This window comes from Proteus sp. CA142267 (genome assembly GCF_003336825.1).
GTDB lineage: Bacteria > Pseudomonadota > Gammaproteobacteria > Enterobacterales > Enterobacteriaceae > Proteus > Proteus terrae.
This window is the reverse complement of sequence record NZ_QPMG01000002.1, coordinates 19,783-38,667: the sequence shown is the minus strand read 5'-3', so window position 1 is coordinate 38,667 and position 18,885 is coordinate 19,783. Positions and strand designations below refer to the sequence as shown.

The 18,885-nt window shown below is 38.4% G+C and carries 21 protein-coding genes; 18 read left to right on the top strand and 3 right to left on the bottom strand.

The genetic code is table 11. From position 1 onward, the window contains the following. Positions 1–87 precede the first annotated feature (87 nt). From rsfS to crcB, 10 genes are all read left to right on the top strand, one after another. Positions 88–414: a ribosome silencing factor gene (gene rsfS / locus C0T34_RS05910; RefSeq protein WP_098943895.1), complete on the top strand. Its 327-nt coding sequence runs from the start codon at positions 88–90 to the stop codon at positions 412–414. A 2-nt stretch (positions 415–416) separates the two neighbouring features. After that, positions 417–887 carry a 23S rRNA (pseudouridine(1915)-N(3))-methyltransferase RlmH gene (rlmH, locus tag C0T34_RS05905; RefSeq protein ID WP_004246050.1) on the top strand — a complete coding sequence of 157 codons (471 nt, stop codon included), beginning with the start codon at positions 417–419 and terminating at the stop codon, positions 885–887. A 37-nt stretch (positions 888–924) separates the two neighbouring features. Then, entirely contained in the window at positions 925–2,820 is a 1,896-nt protein-coding gene (gene mrdA / locus C0T34_RS05900; protein ID WP_098943896.1) for a peptidoglycan DD-transpeptidase MrdA, read from the top strand. A 5-nt stretch (positions 2,821–2,825) separates the two neighbouring features. Beyond that, positions 2,826–3,938 (top strand): peptidoglycan glycosyltransferase MrdB, encoded by a 1,113-nt coding sequence (gene mrdB, locus C0T34_RS05895; RefSeq protein ID WP_098943897.1) that lies wholly within the window; start codon positions 2,826–2,828, stop codon positions 3,936–3,938. Positions 3,939–3,948: 10 nt separating this feature from the next. Continuing rightward, a complete protein-coding gene (gene rlpA / locus C0T34_RS05890) occupies positions 3,949–4,968 on the top strand; it encodes an endolytic peptidoglycan transglycosylase RlpA (protein WP_098943898.1) in 1,020 nt (339 codons plus the stop codon). A 122-nt stretch (positions 4,969–5,090) separates the two neighbouring features. Then, positions 5,091–6,302: a D-alanyl-D-alanine carboxypeptidase DacA gene (gene dacA, locus C0T34_RS05885; RefSeq protein ID WP_098943899.1), complete on the top strand. Its 1,212-nt coding sequence runs from the start codon at positions 5,091–5,093 to the stop codon at positions 6,300–6,302. Between the two features lie 200 nt (positions 6,303–6,502). Beyond that, on the top strand, positions 6,503–6,766 hold the full coding sequence (ybeD, locus tag C0T34_RS05880; protein ID WP_036912266.1) for a DUF493 family protein YbeD: 264 nt from the start codon (positions 6,503–6,505) through the stop codon (positions 6,764–6,766). 160 nt (positions 6,767–6,926) lie between these two features. Further along, on the top strand, positions 6,927–7,571 hold the full coding sequence (gene lipB, locus C0T34_RS05875; protein ID WP_098943900.1) for a lipoyl(octanoyl) transferase LipB: 645 nt from the start codon (positions 6,927–6,929) through the stop codon (positions 7,569–7,571). Positions 7,572–7,672: 101 nt separating this feature from the next. After that, positions 7,673–8,638 (top strand): lipoyl synthase, encoded by a 966-nt coding sequence (lipA, locus tag C0T34_RS05870; protein WP_075671558.1) that lies wholly within the window; start codon positions 7,673–7,675, stop codon positions 8,636–8,638. Positions 8,639–8,651: 13 nt separating this feature from the next. Continuing rightward, positions 8,652–9,026, top strand: a complete 375-nt coding sequence (crcB, locus tag C0T34_RS05865; RefSeq protein ID WP_023581134.1) for a fluoride efflux transporter CrcB — start codon at positions 8,652–8,654, stop codon at positions 9,024–9,026. Positions 9,027–9,125: 99 nt separating this feature from the next. Here crcB and cspE read toward each other — a convergent pair whose 3' ends face one another. Together cspE and C0T34_RS05855 are read right to left on the bottom strand one after the other, a co-directional pair. Further along, the gene (cspE, locus tag C0T34_RS05860; RefSeq protein WP_023581133.1) at positions 9,126–9,335 is read right to left on the bottom strand and encodes a transcription antiterminator/RNA stability regulator CspE; all 210 of its coding nucleotides are present in this window, start codon (positions 9,333–9,335) and stop codon (positions 9,126–9,128) included. A 197-nt stretch (positions 9,336–9,532) separates the two neighbouring features. Beyond that, entirely contained in the window at positions 9,533–10,006 is a 474-nt protein-coding gene (locus C0T34_RS05855) for a methylated-DNA--[protein]-cysteine S-methyltransferase (RefSeq protein ID WP_098943901.1), read from the bottom strand. Positions 10,007–10,289: 283 nt separating this feature from the next. On the opposite strand from C0T34_RS05855, the gene C0T34_RS05850 reads away from it, so the two are divergent. The 7 genes from C0T34_RS05850 to proX all read left to right on the top strand — a co-directional run bounded on the left by C0T34_RS05850 (position 10,290) and on the right by proX (position 18,202). Next, a complete protein-coding gene (locus C0T34_RS05850) occupies positions 10,290–10,514 on the top strand; it encodes a glutaredoxin family protein (RefSeq protein ID WP_098943902.1) in 225 nt (74 codons plus the stop codon). Between the two features lie 11 nt (positions 10,515–10,525). Then, complete coding sequence (nrdI, locus tag C0T34_RS05845) at positions 10,526–10,945, top strand: class Ib ribonucleoside-diphosphate reductase assembly flavoprotein NrdI (RefSeq protein WP_109849849.1); 420 nt, start codon at positions 10,526–10,528, stop codon at positions 10,943–10,945. Between the two features lie 5 nt (positions 10,946–10,950). Beyond that, a complete protein-coding gene (gene nrdE, locus C0T34_RS05840) occupies positions 10,951–13,077 on the top strand; it encodes a class 1b ribonucleoside-diphosphate reductase subunit alpha (RefSeq protein WP_109849848.1) in 2,127 nt (708 codons plus the stop codon). 24 nt (positions 13,078–13,101) lie between these two features. Beyond that, positions 13,102–14,070: a class 1b ribonucleoside-diphosphate reductase subunit beta gene (gene nrdF, locus C0T34_RS05835; RefSeq protein ID WP_088493463.1), complete on the top strand. Its 969-nt coding sequence runs from the start codon at positions 13,102–13,104 to the stop codon at positions 14,068–14,070. 623 nt (positions 14,071–14,693) lie between these two features. Next, the gene (gene proV, locus C0T34_RS05830) at positions 14,694–15,893 is read left to right on the top strand and encodes a glycine betaine/L-proline ABC transporter ATP-binding protein ProV (RefSeq protein ID WP_088493464.1); all 1,200 of its coding nucleotides are present in this window, start codon (positions 14,694–14,696) and stop codon (positions 15,891–15,893) included. Then, a complete protein-coding gene (gene proW, locus C0T34_RS05825) occupies positions 15,886–17,085 on the top strand; it encodes a glycine betaine/L-proline ABC transporter permease ProW (protein ID WP_098943907.1) in 1,200 nt (399 codons plus the stop codon). Before proV ends, proW begins: the two co-directional genes overlap by 8 nt. A gap of 121 nt (positions 17,086–17,206) precedes the next feature. Then, a complete protein-coding gene (gene proX / locus C0T34_RS05820) occupies positions 17,207–18,202 on the top strand; it encodes a glycine betaine/L-proline ABC transporter substrate-binding protein ProX (protein ID WP_109849847.1) in 996 nt (331 codons plus the stop codon). A 105-nt stretch (positions 18,203–18,307) separates the two neighbouring features. On the opposite strand, the gene C0T34_RS18405 is transcribed toward proX, so the two are convergent. Continuing rightward, positions 18,308–18,439, bottom strand: a complete 132-nt coding sequence (locus C0T34_RS18405) for a hypothetical protein (RefSeq protein WP_259568489.1) — start codon at positions 18,437–18,439, stop codon at positions 18,308–18,310. Positions 18,440–18,487: 48 nt separating this feature from the next. On the opposite strand from C0T34_RS18405, the gene C0T34_RS05815 reads away from it, so the two are divergent. After that, positions 18,488–18,838, top strand: coding sequence for a ribonuclease G (locus C0T34_RS05815; RefSeq protein ID WP_098943908.1), 351 nt, complete (start codon positions 18,488–18,490; stop codon positions 18,836–18,838). Positions 18,839–18,885 lie beyond the last annotated feature (47 nt).

Sequence of the window (18,885 nt, the reverse complement as noted above, 5' to 3'; positions counted from 1 at the left end):
TCATCCAGTAAAATAGATTTATTGGTATAAATTCCTTTAAAATAGCGTTTATTATTTTTTCGACTAAATCAACCCATTAGATTAAAGGTGATCCTTTTGCAAGGTTCTGAATTACAGCAATTTATTATTGATAAACTTGAAGATTCTAAAGCTCAAGACATTATTACATTAGATGTCCGTGGAAAATCAAGTGTAACTGATTACATGATTATTTGTACGGGTACATCAAGCAGACACCTCATGTCAGTTGCAGATAATCTCGTTGATGATTGCCGCGAAGCGGGATTACAACCTTTAGGTGTTGAAGGACAAGGCGTTTCTGACTGGATTGTCGTTGACCTTGGTGAAGCCATGGTACACGTTATGCAAGAAGATAGTCGCCGTATGTACGAACTTGAAAAACTCTGGAGCTGAGTTTGAAATTACAGCTCATTGCCGTTGGTACAAAAATGCCGGACTGGATACAGACCGGCTTTATGGATTATCTTAATCGATTCCCCAAAGATATGCCTTTAGAACTTATCGAGATCCCCGCAGGCAAGCGAGGAAAGAATGCGGATATTAAACGTATTCTCGAAAAAGAAGGTGAACAGATGTTAGCTGCAGTAGGTAAAGGAAATCGTATCGTCACTCTCGATATTCCCGGCGCTCGCTGGGATACGCCAAAACTTGCAGAACAACTTGATCGATGGAAGCTTGATGGTAGAAATGTCAGCTTACTCATTGGTGGCCCGGAAGGATTAGCGCCCGCTTGTAAAGCTGCAGCTGAACAAAGCTGGTCTTTATCTCCTTTAACAATGCCACATCCCCTTGTTCGTGTTGTGGTTGCAGAAAGCCTTTATCGAGCATGGAGCATTACCACAAACCATCCTTATCATCGTGAATAATCAATAATTGGCGGGTCAGTAAGTGAAGTCAAATGGGATGAAAAGAAAAAAACGTACCCCGTTTCGAGATTATACTGCGGAATCAAAGCTATTTATCCGACGTGTAATTGTCGCATTTTCAGTAATTATTATATTGAGTGGTGTTTTGGTTTTTAACCTCAATCACTTACAGATCGCTCGCCATGATGATTATCAGACACGTTCAAATGATAACCGAATTAAATTAGTACCGATTGCTCCCAGCAGAGGCATTATTTACGATCGCAAAGGTATTCCTCTTGCTCTCAATCGTACTATCTACCAATTAGAAGTTGTGCCTGAAAAGGTAGCAAACTTACAAGAAACTCTGGAAAGTTTAAGGGATGTTGTTGACTTAACTGACGAAGATATTGCTACATTTGAAAAAGAGCGCAAGCGCTCACGTCGATTTAGCTCTATCGCCTTAAAAACAACATTAAGCCAAGTACAAGTCGCGCGTTTCGCTATCAACCAATACCGCTATCCCGGTTTAGAAATCAAAGGCTATCAACGTCGTTATTATCCTTATGGTTCAGCATTAACGCATGTAATTGGCTACGTAGCAAAAATTAATGATAAAGATGTTGAACGTCTTGATAAAGAAGGTTTATCACCTAACTATGCTGCAACTCATGATATCGGTAAGTTAGGCATCGAACGTTATTATGAGTCTACTTTACACGGCACAACAGGCTATGAAGAGGTTGAAGTTAATAGCCGTGGTCGAGTTATTCGCCAATTGCACGAACAACCGCCACAAGCAGGTAAAGATATTTATCTTACCATCGACCTTGAACTGCAAACCTATATTGAAACATTACTCACTACAAGTCGAGCTGCAGTTGTAGTAACCGATCCTCGCAATGGTGAAATTTTAGCACTGGTATCAAACCCTAGCTACGATCCAAACTTATTTGTTGGTGGGATTTCAAATACTGAGTATCAAGGGTTACTAAACAACCCTGATAGACCGCTGATCAACCGAACAACTCAAGGCCTTTATCCACCTGCATCAACCGTGAAACCCTTTATGTCTGTTGCAGCACTGAGTGAAGGTGTAATCACAGCCAATACAACAATTCATGATCCCGGCTGGTGGCAACTCCCTGGCTCCGAAAAACGTTATCGAGATTGGAAACGTTGGGGACATGGAAAACTTAATGTCACAAAATCTATCGTAGAATCTGCGGATACCTTCTTCTACCAAGTTGCTTATGATATGGGAATTGATCGTATATCAACTTGGATGGGTCGTTTTGGCTATGGCGAATATACAGGTATTGATCTCTCTGAAGAGCGCAATGGCATCATGCCAACGCGTGAGTGGAAACAGCAACGTTATAAAAAGCCTTGGTATCAAGGTGACACGATCCCAGTAGGTATTGGGCAAGGTTATTGGACAGCAACGCCAATTCAAATGACAAAAGCTTTAATGACATTGATTAATGACGGTCAAGTTAAAACCCCTCACCTACTTTACGGTACAAAACTAGGCAATGAAATGTTGCCTTATGTTGATACTGAAACCCGCCAAATTGGCGATATCAACTCAGGTTATTGGGAACTAGCAAAACACGGTATGTATGGTGTGGCTAACTTCCCGAATGGTACAGGTCGCCGAAGTTTTGCTGATGCACCTTACAAAGTAGCTGCAAAATCAGGAACTGCACAGGTGTTTAGTTACGAAACCTACAATGCGAGCCAATTGGCAGAACATCTTCGTGACCACAAATTGATGATTGCCTTTGCGCCTTATGATAAGCCAACTGTAGCCATCTCTATTATCCTAGAAAATGGTGGTGCAGGCCCTTCTGTCGGTGATATTACAAGACAAATTCTTGACCACATTCTCCTTGGTGATAACAACACTGTATTGCCAGCATCTCCACCAGCACCACGTGGTTCAGAGGAATAATACTCATGACTGAAAATAATAAGAAAAAATCCTTCTGGGCACGGGTCCATATCGACCCATTATTCTTACTTTGTATTATTGCATTATTAGGATACAGCGCATTTATTATGTGGAGTGCCAGCGGGCAAGATCCAGAAATGATGCAACGTAAGTTAGGACAGATTGCTATGGGTTTCATGATCATGATAGTCATGGCGCAAATCCCACCAAGAGTCTATGAAAGCTGGGCTCCTCATCTCTATTTCTTTTGTGTTATTTTACTTATTCTTGTTGATGTCTTTGGGCAAATCAGTAAAGGGGCACAACGTTGGCTAGATTTAGGTATTGTTCGTTTTCAGCCTTCAGAAATCGCAAAAATAGCGGTGCCTTTAATGGTCGCTCGATTTATGAATCGCGATGTGTGCCCTCCTACATTACGTAATACGGCTATTGCTCTGGTACTTATTTTTGTACCAACTTTATTAGTCGCTGCACAGCCCGATTTAGGAACATCCATTCTTGTTGCCGCATCGGGTTTATTTGTTCTTTTTCTTGCGGGAATGAGTTGGCGTCTTATCACCGTGGCTATTATTCTTGTTGCCGCCTTTATCCCCATACTCTGGTTTTTCCTCATGCATGATTACCAGCAAGCACGGGTAATGATGCTTCTCGACCCTGAATCAGACCCGCTTGGGGCAGGATATCATATCATCCAATCTAAAATTGCCATTGGTTCTGGTGGATTACATGGAAAAGGATGGTTACAAGGCACTCAATCTCAATTAGAATTCTTACCAGAGCGCCATACAGACTTTATTTTTGCTGTATTGGCGGAAGAACTCGGATTAATTGGTGTTTTGATACTACTGACTCTTTATATACTCTTAATCGCGCGAGGCCTTTACCTTGCAACAAAAGCACAAAATACATTTGGTAGAGTAATGATTGGCGGGTTAATGCTAATTTTCTTTGTCTATGTCTTTGTCAACATAGGAATGGTGAGTGGCATTCTTCCTGTTGTAGGTGTTCCGTTGCCACTGATGAGTTATGGAGGCTCGGCTCTTATTGTATTAATGGCCGGATTTGGTATCGTGATGTCGATTCATACACACCGAAAACTACTATCGAAAAGTTTATAATGAGGTTTTTATGCGTCTGCAATGGGTTTTGATTGGTATCAGTGCATTGCTACTGTCAGGGTGTGTTATTGATAAACCGAATACCAATAAACAGCCAGTGCCATTACCCAATGTGCCAGCTCAACGTGTTCTCGGTGCAGAGCCACGTTACGAGCCTTATCACCCTACGGCAAATCAAGATTACCGAAAAAATGGGGTGGTTTACCGTATTGTGGCTGATCCAGCAAACTTTAGTGAGCGAGGAGAAGCAGTTGTCTATGATAGTTTAGCGATGAGTCGTTTAACTACCATTGGTGAACGCGTTAATCCCTATGAGTTTGCAGTCGCTCATCCTACATTACCGATCCCAAGCTATGCGAAAATCACAAACTTGCTTAATGGGCGCACAATGGTTGTACGTATTAACGACCGTGGCCCTTACGTCAATGGAAAACAGATCCAAGTCACTCCAGCGGTTTCTGATAGCTTACGTTTAATGCCGACAACACCATTGCTTATTGAAGGAATTGTTGTTGACCAAAATGGCCATATGAGCGGTATTGGTACACATGGTGCGCAGATAGAGAAGAAAACAACCGCATTGCCTGAGCGCCCTAACTTTAATGCTCAGCCAGCAACAGTAACACCGACGCCATTAACAATCTCAACGTCAGTCAACAACACTGTACCTATCAACAACACTACGCCTGTTGAGCCATCGGCTCCAGTGCAAGTAAAAGCGCCTACTCCAGCTCCGGTACCAGTTTCAACGCCAGCTCCTGCAAAGGTGGAAGCACCAAAACCTGTATTATCCTCAAATTCCATAGCACAAGGCTTTTATGTCCAAGTTGGTGCTCTCAGTAACGAAAATAATGCACAGTTTTGGCTCAATGATTTATCGTCATTATTTAACACCCAAGGTGTGATCAACAAAACAGATGGATTATATAAAGTGCAACTCGGCCCTTATTCATCTAGAGATCAAGCTGAAACGATAAAAAACAAGCTAAAACAAGTTAAAGATATCACTGGGTTTATTATTACCCAATAAAGGATAATTTTACGTAAAATCCTTTTTATATCAGCAAATTCAAGCGTAGAATCGTCTGGATTTGCTGATATTTTATTTATCAGTCCCTATTTTTCCCTGAATTTTCGGATTAAACAAACAGAATGAAACAGATACTCCCAGCAAAATTACTAAGAACAAGCCTATTAAGCGCCACTTTTGCTTTACTCACAGTAAGCCATCAAGGTATTGCGGAAGATTCCCTAAAAACAATGATACCTGCGGTTCCTAGTATCGAAGCCGAATCTTATATTCTTATTGATTATAATTCTGGGAAAGTATTGGCTGAAATGAACGCTGACGTTCGCCGTGATCCTGCAAGTTTAACCAAAATGATGACCAGTTATGTTATCGGTCAATCTATTCGTGCGGGTAAAATCTCTAATAGCGATATCGTACCCATTGGTGAAGAAGCATGGGCAACGGGTAATCCTGTTTTTCGTGGCTCTTCTTTAATGTTCTTAAAACCGGGTGATCAAGTTACTGTTGCGCAGTTAACGCGTGGTATTAACTTACAATCAGGTAATGATGCTTGTGTCGCAATGGCCTCTTATGTTGCAGGAAGCCAAGATACATTTGTGACCATGATGAACGATTACGTTAAACGCCTCGGTTTACAAAATACACAATTCCAAACCGTTCATGGTCTTGATGCTCCAGGACAATATAGCTCGGCTCGCGATATGGCACTAATTGGTGCTGCATTAATTCGCGATGTACCTGATGAATATGCTATCTATAAAGAAAAAGAGTACACCTACAACAATATCCGCCAAACTAACCGAAATGGTTTGTTGTGGGATACCAGTTTAAATGTTGATGGTATTAAAACAGGTCATACAGCATCAGCAGGTTATAACCTCGTCGCGTCTGCAACTGAAGGCGATATGCGTTTAATTTCTGCGGTTATGGGTGGTCATTCATCTAAAGGTCGTGATGCTGAAAGTAAAAAACTACTTACTTGGGGTTTTCGTTTCTTTGAAACTGTAAAACCATTGCAAGTGGGTAAAGAATTCGCAGCTGAACCTATCTGGTATGGTGAAACAGATAAAGTACAATTAGGGGTAGATAAAGATGTCTATTTAACTATTCCTCGTGGCCGTTTAAAAGATTTAAAAGCAAGCTATGTTCTTGATAATGTAGAATTACATGCGCCAGTAGCTAAAAATCAAGTTGTGGGAACCATTAATTTCCAACTTGATGGTCAAGTTATCGAACAGCGCCCGCTAGTTGTGATGAATGAAGTAAAAGAAGGTGGTTTTTTTAGCCGTATTATCGACTATATCAAATTATTATTCTCACGCTGGTTTGGCTAAGTCTTGAAAAAGGCAAATGTGACCACATATAACTTTTATACAGATATTGGCAGAAACACATTTACCATTTCCATATTTACCCTAATTACCAGTATCGCATTCCTTATTATGTAAGGAATGCGCTTTTTATTTGCTAAGATTAGGTGTAGAAATAAATTATTAAAACAACAGCGCCTGTTGTCTTAAGGAATTACATTATGATGAAAACAAAATTAAATGAACTGTTAGAGTTCCCATGTTCTTTCACTTATAAAGTGATGGGTCATGCAAAACCAGAATTAGTAGATCAGGTCGTTGAAGTCATTCAACGCCATGCACCTGGTGATTACACGCCTTCAGTAAAACCAAGTAGTAAAGGTAATTACCACTCTGTTTCTATTACCATCAACGCAACTCATATTGATCAAGTAGAAACATTATATAAAGAATTAGGTGAACTTGAACTGGTACGTATGGTTCTGTGATCTCTTCTTTTAGCAAATGACTTTTTAAAAGCGCCTTTCATTAAGGCGCTTTTTCTTATTCTGCATTTCCTCATTTCTCACCCAACCTCGGAAAAAAAACATCTCAATCTGGTAGTTCATTTACTGGAGCGTTATACTGCTCTTCACAATTACGCTACAAATGAAGATTTTCACGGTGCAAGACAAGACAATCATTATTCGCCAATTAGGTGTGAAACCCTATTTACCGGTTTCTGATTCTATGCATCAGTTTACGGAAAAACGGGAAAGTCACACACCTGATGAAATATGGCTCGTTCAACATGAAAAGGTTTTTACCCAAGGCCAAGCAGGTAAAGCTGAACACTTATTAAATACGGGGACTATCCCTGTTATTCAATCTGATCGTGGTGGTCAAGTGACTTATCATGGCCCCGGTCAACAAGTGATGTATGTTTTAATTGATTTAAAACGCAATCATGTAGGTGTTCGTCAATTAGTCACCGCTCTTGAAAACACTGTTATAGACACGCTAGCAGAGTTTAATGTAGAAGCTTATGCTCGCGCTGATGCACCCGGCGTTTATGTGAGGGGTGATAAAATTTGCTCTTTAGGATTGCGTATCCGTAAAGGTTGTTCCTTTCATGGACTTGCGCTCAATATCGATATGGATTTATCTCCTTTTGCTCGAATAAATCCTTGTGGTTATTCTGATCTAAAAATGACGCAGTTAATTGATTTTGCACCGAATACGACAACGACACAGGTAGCACCGTTATTAGTTAAGCATTTTTGTACACAACTAGGATTTCAACCACAGCAATAAAAATGCTATAATTTTTTTAACATTTGTCATATTTTTTTAAAACCCTGATTACCTCAGTCACATCGTGTTAATCACTCTAGATAACTGGAACTGGCACAATTATGAGTAAACCTATTCAGATGGAACGCGGAGTTAAATATCGCGACGCCGATAAAATGGCACTTATTCCTGTTAAAACAGTCGCTACAGAACGTGAACAACTGCTACGCAAACCTGATTGGATGAAAATAAAGCTACCCGCTGACTCAAGTAAAATTCAGGGTATCAAAGCAGCAATGCGTAAAAATGGCCTTCATTCCGTCTGTGAAGAAGCCTCTTGTCCTAACCTTGCTGAGTGTTTTAACCACGGAACGGCAACCTTTATGATCTTGGGCGCAATTTGTACACGCCGTTGCCCATTCTGTGATGTCGCTCATGGTCGCCCTAATGCTCCCGACCCTCAAGAGCCAGAAAAACTCGCTCAAACCATTAAAGATATGGGATTACGCTACGTCGTAATTACGTCCGTAGACCGTGATGATTTACGTGATGGTGGAGCTCAACATTTTGCTGATTGTATTGCTGCAATTCGTGCAAAAAACCCAACAATCCGTATTGAAACATTAGTTCCTGATTTCCGTGGTCGTATGGATAAAGCACTTGAAATCCTCACTGACACTCCACCAGATGTCTTTAACCATAACTTAGAGAATGTTCCTCGCGTTTATCGCCAAGTACGTCCAGGTGCTAACTATCAATGGTCGCTGACATTGTTAGAGCGTTTTAAGCAAGCTCACCCAGATATTCCAACAAAATCAGGTTTGATGGTCGGTCTTGGGGAAACCAACGAAGAAATTATTGACGTTATGCGTGATCTGCGTAAACATGGGGTAACGATGCTGACATTAGGGCAATATTTACAGCCAAGCCGTCACCATCTTCCTGTTCAACGCTACGTCAGTCCTGACGAGTTTGAATATATGAAAGAGCAAGCACTTGCGATGGGCTTTACCCATGCAGCTTGTGGGCCGTTTGTTCGCTCGTCTTATCATGCTGATCTTCAAGCTCAGGGGATTGAGGTTAAATAACAATTTATCTCTCATGCTTAATATTGCAATTGCTGTATTTATAGGTGGTGGTTTAGGTAGCGTATTACGCTGGCTGATTAGCTACCGCCTAAATTCTATTTTTCCTCATTTTGCCACAGGTACCTTTATTGCTAACTGCATTGGTGCTTTTATTATTGCCTTTGGTATCGCTTGGTTTAGCAAAGCACCACATATTGATCCTATTTGGAAAATTATGCTAACTACAGGCTTTTGTGGTGGCCTGACAACATTCTCAACCTTTTCTGTCGAAGTTGTCGCACTCTTAACTGAGGGGAAGATAGGATGGGCATTAAGTACGATGGGCGCTAACTTGGCAGGCTCATTTTTAATGACTGCATTTGCATTTTGGTTACTACGCGAGATGTAATGCTTGGAATATAAAAACCCGTTAAATAACGGGCTTTGCTCTAGATATATAAAAACCCGTTAAATAACGGGTTTTTACTTGTCTCAAAGAAGTCGTTAATTAGATAGCGACAACGTTTGCAGCAGATGGCCCTTTCGCGCCGTCAGTAACTTCAAACTCTACTTTTTGACCTTCAGCAAGGGTTTTAAAGCCTTCTGATGTAATAGCGGAAAAGTGTACAAATACATCTTTGCTGCCATCTTCTGGAGTGATAAAACCAAAACCTTTAGTTTCGTTAAACCACTTAACGTTACCTTTTAATTTAGACATCAAGTTTACCTTTAAAATAGAAAATAAACGCAAGCGTTTTGCGTTGGCTATAGTAAAACAAAAATGATGATTCCCTGTCCACAGTCTAGATCACGAAACTCACATTTTTTTTCTGCCAAATGATTAATATTCAGACAAATCCCATGCCTTAACGCATAGTTCACTTAAGAAACAATACTTAATACTTACAATCTGAACTATTCATCGAATTCTACTTTTTCATATTGAAGTAGCCAACGCTTAATATCTAATCCACCAGTATAGCCGACTAGCTTACCGTTATGACCAATAACTCGATGACAAGGAATAATTAAAGAAATTGGGTTGCGTGAGTTTGCCATTCCTACCGCTCGGCAATAATTGACCGAACCTAATGTAAGCGCCAATTTTTTATAACTCCAAATTTCACCATAAGGGATGGTTTGTAATGTCTTCCAAACACGGCTTTGAAATTCCGTTCCTTCTGGCGCTAATGACACCGAAAATGTCGTGCGTTTACCTGCAAAATACTCTTTTAATTGTTTTATACATTGATTAATAACAGGGCTTGAATTTACAGCAACCTCTTTGTCATTCACAAAATAGAGACTTGTGATCCCTTTTTCATTTGCAGTGATAGAGATATAAGGTTTTGGAAAGCCTTTAGGTGTATCGAGATAGTCTTGGTACATAATGTTTTCTCTGCTGATTTGTCTTTAGCAACCAGATTAAATCATGCTTGATTGATAAAGCAATCATCTAATTTCTCGTATATCTAATAAAAATTGATCAATCGAGCGATCTAAAAATAAAATTAGTGCACTAACTGTTTAATTTTAATGATAATCATTATCAAAAATAAAAACCACCATATATTGTATGGTTGAAAATAAATAACTCTATATATAGTATTTAAGTACTTCTCATTATGGATGTGAAAACAGACGCATCCATATTTTTATAAGGGTTATTTTTATGTCTGTTATCCTCTATACCAAACCGAATTGCGTTCAATGCAGTGCCACAGAACGCGCTTTAAAACAGAAAAACATTCCGTTTGTTTCAGTCGATCTTACCAAAGATACACAAGCTCTCGCCCGTATCGTTTCTATGGGATATCGCCAAGTACCTGTTGTAGTTCACGGTGAACAACATTGGTCGGGTTTCTGCCCTGATAAAATCAGACAGATCACGCTCTAAAGGAGTTCCTCATGCAAACTGCACCTTTGATCTATTTTTCAAGTCGCTCTGAAAACTGCCATCGCTTTGTACAAAAACTTAATTTAAATGCGACCAGAATTATTGAAGCTGAAACATTGCTTGCAACGCAACCCTTTGTGTTGCTTTGCCCAACTTATGGTGGCGGTGGTACTAAAGGTGCAGTTCCTAAGGCGGTTATTCAATTTTTAAATATTTCTGGAAACCGTCAATTAATACGTGGAGTCATTGCTTCTGGAAATACTAATTTCGGTGCAGCTTACGGTTTAGCTGGCGATATTATTGCACAAAAATGCCAAGTCCCTTTTTTATATCGATTTGAATTATTAGGCACACCAGAAGATGTATATCGCGTAAAAACAGGTTTAAGTACATTTTGGTCAAGTCTTACTGACCAATGCGTTACGAGATAATTAACATGACACAATCAACAGAACAACTGGATTACCATGCATTGAATGCCATGCTAAATCTCTATGATGAGCAAGGTAATATTCAGTTTGATAAAGATAAACTAGCGACACACCATTTTTTTCGTCAACATGTAAATCAAAACACTGTATTTTTTCATGATCTAAAAGAAAAACTCGAGTTCTTAGTACAACAACACTATTACGAAGCACAAGTGTTAAAACAATATGAATTTTCATTTATAAAACAACTATTTAAACATGCTTATAGTAAAAGATTTCGCTTTCAATCATTCCTTGGCGCTTTTAAGTACTACACCAGTTACACCCTAAAAACGTTTGATGGAGAGCGCTATCTTGAGCGCTATGAAGATCGTGTTTGTATGGTGGCTCTCACGCTTGCACAAGGCAATACTGATCTTGCTATTCATCTTGTAGATGAAATTATTAGTGGCCGTTTTCAACCCGCTACGCCGACTTTTTTAAATTGTGGAAAACAACAACGTGGTGAATTAGTTTCCTGCTTTTTATTGCGTATAGAAGATAATATGGAATCTATCGGTCGATCGGTAAATTCCGCGTTACAGCTTTCTAAACGTGGCGGTGGTGTTGCATTTTTGCTCACTAATTTACGTGAAGCAGGTGCACCGATTAAACGTATAGAAAATCAATCTTCTGGTGTGGTTCCTGTTATGAAAATGCTTGAAGATGCTTTTTCTTATGCTAATCAGTTAGGTGCAAGACAAGGAGCTGGCGCTGTTTATCTTCATGCTCATCATCCAGATATTTACCATTTTCTTGATACAAAAAGAGAAAATGCAGATGAAAAAGTGCGAATAAAAACGCTCTCTTTAGGCGTTGTTATCCCTGATATCACGTTTGAATTAGCGAAACGCAATGAAGATATGTATCTCTTCTCACCTTATGATGTAGAGCGTGTTTATGGCGTACCTATGTCGGAAATCAGTGTGAGTGAAAAATACAGTGAGATGGTGAATAACGCGCAAATTCGTAAGAAGAAAATTAAAGCGAGGGAGTTTTTCCAAACACTTGCCGAAATTCAATTTGAGTCTGGCTATCCTTATATCATGTTTGAAGATGCGGTAAATCGTGCCAATCCTATCGCTGGTAGAATTAATATGAGCAATCTTTGCTCTGAAATTTTACAAGTAAACAGCGCCAGTGAGTATCACCCAGACTTAAGCTATCGCCATATTGGTCATGACATCAGTTGTAACTTAGGTTCTATGAATATTGCTATGGCAATGGATTCACCTAATTTTGCACATACCGTCAGCACGGCAATTAGAGCATTAAGCAATGTCTCTGAAATGACGAAAATTGAGTCCGTTCCTTCTATTGAAAAAGGTAATCTCGCTTCTCATGCCATTGGTTTAGGACAAATGAATTTACATGGCTACTTAGCGCGTGAAGGGATTTATTACGGCTCTGAAGAAGCATTAGATTTCACTAATATCTATTTTTATACCGTCACTTACTATGCGTTGTTAGCTTCAAATCAATTAGCCATTGAAAAAAAACAGCAGTTTAAAGGCTTTGAAAATTCGAAATACGCAACGGGTGAATATTTTAATAAATATGTATCACAACAATGGTTGCCTAAAACACAAAAAGTCCACCAGCTATTTAATCAATCTAATGTTCATATTCCGACACAGGAAGATTGGCAGGCTCTCAAGCTATCTATTATGACGCATGGGATCTATAACCAAAATTTACAAGCGATACCACCAACGGGATCTATTTCCTATATTAACCACTCTACATCGAGCATTCACCCTATTGCCGCACCAATAGAAATTAGAAAAGAAGGTAAAATTGGGCGAGTTTATTACCCAGCTCCCTTTATGACTAATGAAAACCGTCAGTATTATCAAGATGCATATGAAATTGGGGCTGAAAAAATTATTGATACTTATGCTGAGGCTTCTCAACATATCGACCAAGGTTTATCGCTCACATTATTCTTTTCTGATGAAGCAACAACCCGAGATATTAACAAAGCGCAAATATATGCATGGCGTAAAGGTATTAAAACCTTGTATTACATTCGTATCCGACAATCTGCATTAGCAGGTACTGAAATCAAAGGCTGTGTTTCGTGCGCACTTTAATAATAACAATAAGGAGAACATAGCATGTCATCACCTTTATTAAGTCACGTTAATGCGATTAATTGGAATCGCATTGAAGATGAAAAAGATTTAGAAGTTTGGAATCGCTTAACCATGAATTTTTGGTTACCTGAAAAAATTCCACTCTCTAATGATATTCCTTCATGGAACACCCTGAACCAAGCTGAAAAACAACTCACAATCCGTGTTTTTACAGGGTTAACTTTGCTTGATACGATCCAAAATACCGTAGGCGCACCGACTTTGATGCCTGATGCACTCACGCCTCATGAAGAAGCCGTGTTATCTAATATCTGTTTTATGGAAGCGGTTCATGCTCGCTCTTACAGCTCGATATTTTCTACACTCTGTTTAACAACCGATGTCGATGAAGCATACCGTTGGAGTGAGGAAAATCCTTACTTACAAAAGAAAGCAGAAATTATTTTGCGTTATTATCAAGATGAAGATCCTTTAAAGAAAAAAATCGCCAGCGTCTTTTTAGAATCCTTTTTATTTTATTCAGGATTCTATTTACCAATGTATTGGTCAAGCCGAGGAAAATTAACCAATACAGCCGATTTAATTCGTCTTATTATTCGAGATGAAGCCGTTCATGGTTATTATATTGGCTATAAATTTCAAAATCAGTTATTAAATAAATCCGAATTAGAGAAGCAAGATATTAAAGATTTTGCTTTCTCATTATTATTAGATTTATATGACAATGAAGTGAAATATACCGAAGATCTTTACGACACGGTAGGTTGGACAGAAGATGTCAAAAAATTTCTTCATTATAATGCAAATAAAGCATTAATGAATTTAGGGTATGAAGCTTTATTCCCTGATGAAATAACTGATGTAAGCCCTGCTATTCTTTCTTCATTATCACCAGATGCAAATGAAAATCACGATTTCTTCTCTGGTTCAGGTTCATCTTATGTTATTGGAAAAACCATTAACACTGAAGATGACGATTGGGATTTTTAAGGTTTATTAACCTAATTGAAGGTAAAAGAAACCACACAATACATTCAATTTAATTATGTATTCCATATAAAGCATAATACACTGAAAAATATAGATTATTTTTTGGTGTATTTTTATTTGTTCACTAAACAATCTAATTGATTGATTTTTGCCGTTCAATATTGTCAAAAAATCAATTTTTTTCGAATTATTCCAGCCTATTTCTAGTATATAAACCTTATCACAAGATATTAAGCAGTAATTTATCTAATGAATTGCGATTTTTTTTCATTTAATTTCTCTCTCTATTTCCCTTCTATTTTGATATTAAGTTTTCGTTTTTATTGAGATCCTAATCAAATTTGCAATATCTCTAAAAATAAAGTTATTTCAGTCAGTTAGAGGTAAATATATCTTTTAATAAATTTTATTTATTTCACTTTATTTAATTATTAATCATATTAAAAATAAAGAAAATACAGCTAAATTATTTAATTAATTATAATTAACATAGGGTTGTCAGACTCAATCATTGTGGTAGGGTATTTCCCTTACTAAAAATCTTATTTAGGAAAAATAACAACACTTATTAATTAATATCTAAATTATTCCTTTCAATATTTAAATAGGAAACTATATATTGCATGGCAATTAAACTCGAAGTAAAAAATCTCTACAAGGTATTTGGTGAGCACCCTAAACGCGCTTTTGAATTATTAAGATCTGGTATGAATAAAGATCAGATTTTTGATAAAACAGGGCTTACAGTGGGCGTTCAAAATGCAAATCTGGCAATTGAAGAAGGCGAAATATTTGTCATCATGGGATTATCTGGTTCAGGTAAATCCACACTAGTCCGCCTTCTCAATCGTCTGATCTCTCCAACAAAGGGAGAGGTGCTTATTGATGGTGAAAATATTGCCACTATGTCGGATAAAGAATTACGACAAGTGCGCCGTAAAAAAATCAGTATGGTGTTTCAGTCATTTGCACTAATGCCCCATATGAACGTGCTTGATAACACCGCATTTGGAATGGATCTCGCGGGATTAAGCAAAGATGAGCGTTATAAAAAAGCGATGGATGCCTTAGAGCAAGTCAACTTGGGCAGTTACGCAAACTCTTGGCCTGATGAGCTTTCTGGTGGGATGCGTCAACGTATCGGTCTTGCACGTGCACTTGCTAATGATCCCGATATTTTATTGATGGATGAAGCCTTTTCAGCACTCGATCCATTAATTCGTACAGAAATGCAGGATGAGTTATTAAGCTTACAAGGTGATAAACAGCGCACCATTGTGTTTATCTCCCATGATCTGGATGAAGCTATGCGGATTGGCGACCGAATTGCCATTATGCAAGGTGGTGTTGTCGTTCAAACGGGTACACCAGATGAAATACTCAACAATCCAGCAAATGATTATGTGCGTACGTTTTTCCGAGGTGTTGATATTAGCCACGTATTTAGTGCAAAAGATATAGCCAAACGTCGCCCTGAAACCTTACTGCATGTTGCGCCCGGTTTTGGTCCTCGATCTGCCTTAAAAGTACTCGAAGATGAAGATAGAAACTTTGGCTATCTCATTGAGCGAGGAAGAAAATTTGTTGGCATTGTTTCTGTCACATCTCTTGAAGAGGCGCTGAAAAATAAACAACCTATTGAGTCAGCTATTTTATCTGAGCCTTGTGCCATTAATGGTGATACACCGTTAAACGAGCTGATTTCAACTGTTGCACAATCTCCCTGTGCAATTCCTGTTATTGATGAAAAAAACCGTTATATCGGCTTAATTTCTAAAGGAATGTTACTACAAGCACTGGATAAGGAGACGCCAAATGAGTAATACAACAGTTCAAGAAACAGCTTTGGATACAAATATCCAAGAAACCGCAACAAGCGATACTACGTCAGAGACAACCAATAACGTAAATGATGATCCTTGGGCAACAACTGATACTACTACAACAGAAAGTGATCCTTGGAGTAGTACTGACAGTTCATCAACAGATGCCGATCCTTGGGGGACTGGCAGTGGTACTGAAAATATTGATACCTCATCCGCTGGCAGTGATTGGTTAGATGCAACACCAACGGATGTAGCACCTGATTCATTCAATCTAATGGACCCGTTTCATAATACGCTGATCCCCTTAGATTCATGGGTTACTGATGCGATTGACTGGATTGTGTTGCACTTTCGCCCTGTTTTCCAAGGTATCCGTGTACCGGTTGATTTAGTCTTAAGTGGTTTTGAAAATTTCTTAACTTCAATGCCAGCACCTATCGCCATTATTCTATTTTCTCTGATTGCATGGCAGCTTTCAGGCAAAGTTATGGGTGTCGCTTCTTTTATCTCATTAATATTAATTGGTGCGATTGGTGCTTGGTCTGAAGCTATGGTTACCCTTGCATTGGTACTAACCTCGTTACTGTTTTGTCTTATTATCGGGCTTCCATTAGGAATATGGTTGGCTAACAGTGATAGAGCCTCCAAAATTGTTCGGCCTTTACTCGATGCGATGCAGACAACACCTGCATTTGTCTACTTAGTTCCTATCGTCATGTTATTTGGTATTGGTAACGTACCGGGCGTTGTGGTTACCATTATTTTTGCCTTACCTCCAATTGTGAGATTGACCATTTTAGGGATCAAACAAGTCCCTGAAGATTTAATCGAAGCAGCACAATCATTTGGTGCAAATCCTCGTCAAATGCTGTTTAAAGTACAATTACCACTCGCCATGCCAACAATTATGGCAGGTGTAAACCAAACGCTAATGTTAGCGCTTTCAATGGTTGTTATTGCATCAATGATTGCCGTTGGTGGATTAGGTCAAATGGTATTACGCGGTATAGGTCGTCTTGATATGGGACTAGCTGCTGTAGGGGGGGCAGGTATTGTTATCCTCGCCATTATCCTTGATCGATTAACACAATCTTTAGGTCAAAACAGTCGTCATAAAGGCAATAGATGTTGGTATATGACAGGACCTATCGGCTTAATTTGTCGACTCTTTGGCAAAAAAGTATCGTAATAAATATTTTTACTATTAATTAAAAATCAATAAAGAACATCACGTTCAATCAATATAAGAAATAGAGGCGACAGTTCGCTGTCGCTATTTATCTCTTACCATAACAACAGAAGGAAAAACTATGCGTAATCCAGTTATCTGGGCAACAGTATTGTCCGCCACACTGATAAGCACCCAGTTATCCGCTGCTGATTTACCTGGAAAAGGGATTTCGGTTCAACCCGTGCAAAGTACGATTTCTGAAGAAACCTTTCAAACTTTAATCGTTAATAAAGCACTAGAACAATTAGGTTACACCGTTCAGCCAATTAAAGAAGTTGACTATAACGTTGCTTATTCTTCTATCGCCAACGGTGATGCCACTTTTATGGCAGTCAGTTGGGTTCCTCTTCATAATTCACAATATGCAGCGGCAGGAGGTGATAATACCTTTTATCGTAAAGGGGATTATGTCGTTAATGCCGCTCAAGGCTACTTGATTGATAAGAAAACGGCAGAGAAATATAACATTACGAATATTGAGCAATTAAAAGATCCTAAAATTGCTAAATTATTTGATGCCAATGGTGATGGTAAAGCCGATTTAACGGGTTGTAATCCGGGATGGGGTTGTGAAGAAGCGATCAATAATCACTTAAAAGCCTATGGATTAGAAAAATCTGTTACACATAACCAAGGTAACTACGCGGCAATGATGGCAGATACCATTACTCGCTATAAAGAAGGCAAACCCATTTTTTATTACACATGGACGCCTTACTGGATAAGTGATGTATTAAAACCGGTTAAAGATGTTGTTTGGTTACAAGTGCCTTTCTCTTCATTACCGGGTGATGATAAAACCGATACCACATTAGCAAATGGTAAAAACTATGGCTTTCCGCCAAGTACCATGCATATTGCAGCAAATAAAAAATGGGCTGAAGAAAATCCCGCTGCGGCAAAACTCTTTGAAGTTATGAAAGTGTCTGTTGCCGATATTAATGCGCAAAACTTACGTATGCATAATGGTCAAAAATCACAGGCAGATATTGAACGTCATGCTAATGCATGGATCAAAGCACATCAAAAAACCTTTGATGGTTGGATTGAACAAGCTCAAGCGGCTGCAAAATAATCAATAAACAATCTTCATTTAAGATTGTCACAAAACAGGCCACATTATTGTGGCCTGTTTTTATTTATAAAAAACTAAATTTACATGTAATTAGATAAAATGAGTTTATATAAAAATTAAAAATAATCTTAATACTACTTTATTATTAAGATTATTCTTTTTATTAAAAGCTATGTTCTCCCTTTCTTTCATTCTCTCATTTCTTCCATTATGATTATCCTTTTCTCCAGCAGCCATTTTGGCATTCTCATTTTTATATTTATTATTTTAGATAAGGAATAAACTGTGTCTTACACTAACAAACCCGTACCTGAAGAAATTAAACGTTGGAACTGGGGTGCTTTCATGTTTAATATTATTTGGGGTTTTGGTAATAAATCCTATCTTCCATTATTAGCACTTGTTCCTTTACTTAATCTTGTTTGGATTTTTGTCTGTGGTATTAAAGGGAATGAATGGGCTTGGAAAAGTGGTGATTACAATTCTGTTGAAACCTTTATGAAAGTGCAAGAAACATGGAACAGAGCGGGCTTTGTTTACTTTATTATTAGTATTGTTATGGCTGTTATTTTCTTTATTTTCTTCTTCACAACCATGATGGCAATGATTGCAACTTCTGCATCACATGGTTATTAATTCAATATAACGAATATTGAATTCTTAGTGTCAATAAACCCCATAAT

What these genes read in the sequence shown, in the direction of transcription:
- mrdA (WP_098943896.1), top strand. Translation starts at nt 925, where the DNA reads ATGAAAAGAAAAAAACGTACCCCGTTTCGAGATTATACTGCGGAATCA.
- mrdB (WP_098943897.1), top strand. Translation starts at nt 2,826, where the DNA reads ATGACTGAAAATAATAAGAAAAAATCCTTCTGGGCACGGGTCCATATC.
- rlpA (WP_098943898.1), top strand. Translation starts at nt 3,949, where the DNA reads ATGCGTCTGCAATGGGTTTTGATTGGTATCAGTGCATTGCTACTGTCA.
- dacA (WP_098943899.1), top strand. Translation starts at nt 5,091, where the DNA reads ATGAAACAGATACTCCCAGCAAAATTACTAAGAACAAGCCTATTAAGC.
- ybeD (WP_036912266.1), top strand. Translation starts at nt 6,503, where the DNA reads ATGAAAACAAAATTAAATGAACTGTTAGAGTTCCCATGTTCTTTCACT.
- lipB (WP_098943900.1), top strand. Translation starts at nt 6,927, where the DNA reads ATGAAGATTTTCACGGTGCAAGACAAGACAATCATTATTCGCCAATTA.
- lipA (WP_075671558.1), top strand. Translation starts at nt 7,673, where the DNA reads ATGAGTAAACCTATTCAGATGGAACGCGGAGTTAAATATCGCGACGCC.
- crcB (WP_023581134.1), top strand. Translation starts at nt 8,652, where the DNA reads ATGCTTAATATTGCAATTGCTGTATTTATAGGTGGTGGTTTAGGTAGC.
- cspE (WP_023581133.1), bottom strand. Translation starts at nt 9,335, where the DNA reads ATGTCTAAATTAAAAGGTAACGTTAAGTGGTTTAACGAAACTAAAGGT.
- C0T34_RS05855 (WP_098943901.1), bottom strand. Translation starts at nt 10,006, where the DNA reads ATGTACCAAGACTATCTCGATACACCTAAAGGCTTTCCAAAACCTTAT.
- C0T34_RS05850 (WP_098943902.1), top strand. Translation starts at nt 10,290, where the DNA reads ATGTCTGTTATCCTCTATACCAAACCGAATTGCGTTCAATGCAGTGCC.
- nrdI (WP_109849849.1), top strand. Translation starts at nt 10,526, where the DNA reads ATGCAAACTGCACCTTTGATCTATTTTTCAAGTCGCTCTGAAAACTGC.
- nrdE (WP_109849848.1), top strand. Translation starts at nt 10,951, where the DNA reads ATGACACAATCAACAGAACAACTGGATTACCATGCATTGAATGCCATG.
- nrdF (WP_088493463.1), top strand. Translation starts at nt 13,102, where the DNA reads ATGTCATCACCTTTATTAAGTCACGTTAATGCGATTAATTGGAATCGC.
- proV (WP_088493464.1), top strand. Translation starts at nt 14,694, where the DNA reads ATGGCAATTAAACTCGAAGTAAAAAATCTCTACAAGGTATTTGGTGAG.
- proW (WP_098943907.1), top strand. Translation starts at nt 15,886, where the DNA reads ATGAGTAATACAACAGTTCAAGAAACAGCTTTGGATACAAATATCCAA.
- proX (WP_109849847.1), top strand. Translation starts at nt 17,207, where the DNA reads ATGCGTAATCCAGTTATCTGGGCAACAGTATTGTCCGCCACACTGATA.
- C0T34_RS18405 (WP_259568489.1), bottom strand. Translation starts at nt 18,439, where the DNA reads ATGGCTGCTGGAGAAAAGGATAATCATAATGGAAGAAATGAGAGAATG.